The 3,485-nt window shown below is 76.1% G+C and carries 3 protein-coding genes; 2 read left to right on the forward strand and 1 reads right to left on the reverse strand.

Annotated elements, in window-relative coordinates:
- Positions 1-701 (reverse strand): GntR family transcriptional regulator (locus HCN56_RS24500; RefSeq protein WP_312871429.1); only part of this gene is annotated, 701 nt, incomplete at its 3' end.
- Between the two features lie 206 nt (positions 702-907).
- Between HCN56_RS24500 and HCN56_RS24505 the strand changes: the two genes are divergently transcribed.
- The gene (locus HCN56_RS24505; RefSeq protein ID WP_312871430.1) at positions 908-1,528 is read left to right on the forward strand and encodes a DJ-1/PfpI family protein; all 621 of its coding nucleotides are present in this window, start codon (positions 908-910) and stop codon (positions 1,526-1,528) included.
- Between the two features lie 169 nt (positions 1,529-1,697).
- A partial coding sequence (locus HCN56_RS24510; protein ID WP_245246987.1) for a serine/threonine-protein kinase occupies positions 1,698-3,485 on the forward strand: 1,788 nt, incomplete at its 3' end.

The raw sequence follows: 3,485 nt of genomic DNA on the forward strand, positions 1-3,485 counted from the left end.
ACCTCCGGCTGGTCCTGCCCCGAGACGACGGGCCAGCCCGCGCAGCCGAGCAACTCCCAGACCAGGAACCTGCCGCGGACCAGGGCGCCCGCTTCGGTGTCATCGTGCCGCTCCACCGCGTCGGCGAGTTCGAGGTAGCCGTCCCAGAGCAGGTCGGGAACGGTGGAGGCGCAGGGGCCGTCGGCCACCGCGCGCAGCTGCGGCACCAGGAACGCCCAGCACTGCGCGCGCAGCCGGTCGAGGAACTCGGCGATGTACGGGTTGGACCGCAGCGCGGTCAGCTCGCGCCAGAACCGCAGGTCGTAGCCGACGAGGATGTCCAGGTCACCGGCGCGTGCAGCCTGCCCCGAGGTGGCGGCCCTGCGCCGTATCGAGGTGAAGGCGTCGGGCGGATAGTCCGGCGGGGGCCTGCCGGCGTCGGCGAGGGGGAGCCCCTCGCGGACCACCGAGCGGGCCTCGATCATCTCGCGGAAGTCGGTGAGCGTGTACGACCGCACCCGGAACCCGCGGTGCTGCTCCACCAGGAGCAGGCCCTGCGCCGAGAGGTCGAGCAGCGCCTCGCGGGCGGGCGTCGTGGAGACGCCGTAGCTCTCGGCGATCTCCCGCACGGTGAACTCCAGGCCGGCGACGAGTCGTCCGGCCAGAACCTCCTCGCGGAGAGCGCCGGTGAGCTGCTCGCGCAGAGTGCTGCGTCGTATCACCTCGCTCACTCTACTCACTCGCCATGGACAGGTGGTGGGCAGAGTGACAGCATGCAGTGAGGGGACGTATCACCCGTTACCGGCCCGAAAAGACCAGGGAGGCCGCCATGACAGAGCGCAACGGCCGTGATTCCAGGGGCAATCGGGGTGGAGAGGGCGATCACGGGCCCGACGGCGAGAACGCTGCGCGTTCCGGTGTCCCGGGCGTGGCGCGCCCCACGGTGCACCTCGCCGTGTACGACACGCTCGCCGACTGGGAACCCGGCCACGCCACCGCCGAGCTGGCGCGCAACGGCTACCGGGTGCGGACGGTCGGACCGGACATCCGGCCGGTGACCACGCTGGGCGGGATGCGGGTGGTGCCCGACATCGCGGTGGCGGAGCTCCGCCCGGAGGACAGCGCCCTGCTCATCCTCCCCGGCGCGGACACCTGGGAGACCGGCGAACTCGCGCCGTTCGCGGCGACGGCCCGCCGGTTCCTGGCGTCGGGGGTCCCCGTCGCGGCGATCTGCGGCGCGGTCCCGGGGCTGGCCCGTGAGGGGCTGCTGGACGACCGCGACCACACGGCGGCCGCGCCGTTCGTCCTCACCGCCACCGGCTACGGCGGCGGGGACCGCTACCGGGAGGCCGACGCCGTGACCGATCGCGACCTGATCACGGCGGGCCCCACCGACCCGGAGGCGTTCGCCCGCGAGATCCTGCGGCGGCTGGCGGTGCTGCCTCCCGAGGTGCTCGACGCCTGGTTCCGCCTGTACGCGGACTCCGACGCCTCGGCCTACCCGGTCGTCGCCGCGGCGGCCGAGGCCCGGCAGCACCGGGCCGCCTGACACCGCCGGCTCCACACCCGGCCCGGCGGCCCCGCCGCCCGCCGGCGCGTCGCCGCGCCCAGGTACGTGCTCCCTCCAGGGAACCGGTCACGGTCTGGTTGCTGTCCCCCCAACCGAGGCGGCCGGGCGCATATCCTCGGGCCGGCACGGGGCAGTGAGGGGACGGCACATGAAACCGCTCGGACCGGCGGATCCCAGACGCGTGGGGCAGTACCAACTGCTGGGACGTCTCGGCGCGGGAGGGATGGGCAGCGTCTATCTGGCGCGCTCGGCGCGGGGACGCACCGTCGCGGTGAAACTGGTGCAGCCGGAACTCGCCCGGCAGCCGGAGTTCCGGGAGCGGTTCCAGCGGGAGGTGGACGCGGCCCGCCGCATCGGGCAGCGCTGGACGGCGCCGGTGCTGGACTGCGACACCGAGGCCGACACCCCCTGGGTGGCGACCGGTTACGTCGCGGGCCCGTCGCTGCACGAGGTCGTCACGGCGAGGAGCGGCCCGCTGCCGCCGCGCAGTCTGCTGGCGCTCGCCAACGGCCTGACGCAGGCGCTGGACGACATCCACGCCGCGGGCATCGTCCACCGCGACCTCAAGCCGTCGAACGTGCTGGTCACCATCGACGGGCCGCGCGTCATCGACTTCGGGATCGCCCGCGCCGTGGAGGCGACGGGCGCGGGGCTGACCCGGACCGGTTCCGCCGTCGGGTCGCCGGGGTTCATGTCGCCGGAGCAGTGCCGGGGCGAGGACGTCACCCCGGCCTCCGACGTCTTCTGCCTCGGCTCGGTGCTGGTCTTCGCGGCGACGGGACGGACGCCGTTCGGCGACGCCAACAGCGCGATGCACGTGCTGATGCTGCGGATCGTGCAGAACCAGCGTGACCTCACGGGCGTCCCGGACGAGCTGCTGGAACTGGTGACGGCCTGCCTCCAGCCCGACCCGTCGGACCGGCCCACCTCGCAGCGACTGGCCGAACTCACCGCGACGGGCGACGTCTGGGACGACGAGGACGGCGAGCCGTGGCTGCCCGGCGCGCTGATAGCCAGGCTGGGCAAGCAGGCCGTCGGCCTGCTGGACTCCGAGGACCCGCTGCACGCGCCGCCGTTGCCCCCGACTCCCCCGCTCGGCTCGGGCTCCGAACCGCCTCCGCCGCCGGGCACGCCCGACGCTCCCGCCGCCCGGCCGTGGAGTCCGACGCCCCCCGTACCGCCCGCCGGGGGCCCCGCCGCGGCTCCTGCCGGCGGTGGGTACGGGTTCCCGGCGCCACCGAGCGCGCCCGCGCCGCTCGGCACACCGGCGCCGCCGACCGCCGCGCCCGCCACGCCCCCTCCTCCGAGCACGCCACCGCCGCCGGGCACGCCACCGAGCGCGGGCACACCGGCGCCGCCGCCCCTTCCCGGGCACGGGCCGCCGCCCGCCTACGGTCCGCCACCGACGGCACCCCCGGCCCGGCCGGCGCCGCAGAGTGCCGAGAGCCCGGAGCCCGGTCAGCCCGGTCAGGCCGGTCAGCCCGGTCAGGCCGAGAACCACGGTCAGCACGAGCTGCCCGGCGACACACCGGAGGGCCGGGAGGCACGGGAGGCGCGGGAGGCGCAGGAGTCAGGGAACGCCGCTGACGGCATCGGCGGCGTCACCGGCGGGAGTTCGCGTGCGGCGGCCGCTGCCCCCGAGGCCGCGGAGGCCGCCGGGCCTCCCCGCCCCCGGCGTCCTGCGCCGGGGACCCCGGACCCCCGCACCGCCACGGCGGTGACGGCCCTTCCCGCTGCAGCCGCTGCGGCGGCGCCTGCCGCTCCGACCGGCCCCGACAGGCCCGGTGCCACCCCGCCGACCGACACGGCCGCCGGCGCCGGACGCCCCGCGACGGACCCGGCCCCGGGTGCGGGCAGCGGGTCCTCGGAGTCCAGCAGGCCGACGGCCTGCTTGCCCAGCCTGGCTATCAGCGCGCCGGGCAGCCACGGCTCGCCG

Source organism: Streptomyces lonarensis (assembly GCF_012033735.1).
Lineage (GTDB): Bacteria > Actinomycetota > Actinomycetes > Streptomycetales > Streptomycetaceae > Streptomyces > Streptomyces lonarensis.